Here is a 1,663-nt window from a genome sequence, read left to right as displayed (position 1 = left end):
ATTTCAGCACAGCGCATTCTAAAAAGCAGGATTTAGCGTCGCTTCAAGCTCAAAATTCCGCCGCGCTAGAGATCCGCAATGTTGCCGCGCTGCAGCAAAATTTCGTTTCGCAGTCGCAGAATTTTACGACGCCTGAGGTGCGAGACCATAAGCTCGCCACGCCGCAGCTTCGCAATTCTGCCGCACAGGATATGCAAGCTGGAAGTTTTGCCTCTTCTGGTGCTCAAAATTCCGCCGTGCGCCAGCCCGAGGAAGCGCGACACCTTGGGGCCGCGAGACAACCTCAAGCGGGTGACAAATCAAAATATCTCGCAAATGCAGATTTTAAAATTTCAAGCGAGGCGGAGTTTTTGAGCGCGATAAAAGAGCGGATTTTAGTGCTTTTTGAGGGGCTAAACGCTTTTGAGAAGGGCGATTTGAACGCGCGTGTGGAGCTAAATTTAAAATTTATGGAATTTTTGCTTGCAAGTATCGAAAACCGACTTGAAAATCTATCAAAATGACGATTTCATCGCGCTTTTAGATTATCTTAAAAAATTTAGCTCGCGTATCTATCTAGTAGGCGGTTGCGTGCGCGATCATTTTTTAGGGCGGACAAGTGCTGATGTGGATGTGGAGCTTTACGATGTGGATCCGCGTCGCTTCGAGCAAATTATGAAAGACTTCGGCGCACAGGGCGTCGGCAAAAGCTACTTCGTCTATAAATATAAAAATTTCGATGTTTCGCTGCCGCGCACCGAGAGCAAGATTGGCGTCGGGCACAAGGGCTTTAGCGTAGCTTTGGCCGCGGATGAGCGTGAGGCCAGCAAGAGGCGTGATTTTACGATTAATTCGATTATGCTAAACGCGCTTAGCGGCGAAATTTTGGACTTTTACGGCGGCATTAGCGATATAAAATTCCGCGTCCTGCGCCTTGTAGATGAGCGCAGCTTCAAAGAGGACAGCCTGCGCGTCTTTCGCGCGGTGCAGTTCGCCGCGAGATTTAATCTGCAAATCGAAACAAAAACGCTGCAAATTATGCGCGCGATGGATACCTCCGATCTAAGCAAGGAGCGCATAAAATGCGAGCTTATAAAGCTTTTCGGCGCGAAATTTTGCTCCGTGGGGCTTGGTGCGCTGCAAAAGCTGGAGCTATTTCATAAAATTTTTGGCACTCGCATCTCGGATGCTTTATCGATCAGGGCAAAGCGCTCGTACAAAGCGATATGTTTTTTCTCTACGCCCTGCTAAATTTACTGCGGCTAAATAAGCAAGAAATTTTAAAAAATCTCGGGCTGAACGCGCTTTATAAAAGGGTGATCGACGAGCCGTTTTACGCCGAGACAGATGATGAAATTTTATGCAAGATCGCGCTTAAAATGCCGCTTAAGCGCTGGCTCGGGCTTTATACGCCGGCGCGCGTAAGAGCCGCGCAAAGGCTTGGAATTTACGAAGCTAAATTTAAAAGCGCGGTAAGCGGCGCACAGCTCGCGCGCGAGGGCTTTAGCGGCGCGCAGATCGGTAAAGAACTCGCAAATCGACAAGAGGCTGAGATAAAGGCGTTTCTTGCGGGGCTAAAAGCGTAAATTTAGAGAGATTTCTGTAAAATTGCCGCTTTATTCGGGAGTTAAAATTTTATGAAAAAATTCTACCGCCGCGGCGAGAGCTGCGGACGAGACGGCAA

Annotated in this window: 3 protein-coding genes; all 3 read left to right on the top strand. The window is 48.4% G+C overall.

Annotated features, from left to right (window positions below):
- Nucleotides 1–503, top strand: a 503-nt coding sequence (locus tag Q0236_RS04635) for a hypothetical protein (RefSeq protein ID WP_297915573.1), incomplete at its 5' end; no start/stop codon positions are given.
- The gene (locus tag Q0236_RS04630; protein WP_297915571.1) at nt 484–1,230 is read left to right on the top strand and encodes a hypothetical protein; all 747 of its coding nucleotides are present in this window, start codon (nt 484–486) and stop codon (nt 1,228–1,230) included. The genes Q0236_RS04635 and Q0236_RS04630, both read left to right, overlap by 20 nt.
- Nucleotides 1,206–1,565 carry a hypothetical protein gene (locus Q0236_RS04625; RefSeq protein WP_297915569.1) on the top strand — a complete coding sequence of 120 codons (360 nt, stop codon included), beginning with the start codon at nt 1,206–1,208 and terminating at the stop codon, nt 1,563–1,565. Before Q0236_RS04630 ends, Q0236_RS04625 begins: the two co-directional genes overlap by 25 nt.
- Nucleotides 1,566–1,663 lie beyond the last annotated feature (98 nt).

Source organism: uncultured Campylobacter sp. (assembly GCF_938031315.1).
In the GTDB taxonomy this organism is placed as follows: domain Bacteria; phylum Campylobacterota; class Campylobacteria; order Campylobacterales; family Campylobacteraceae; genus Campylobacter_B.
The sequence above is the reverse complement of the archived record's forward strand: the minus strand, read 5'-3'. Positions and strand labels throughout refer to the sequence as shown.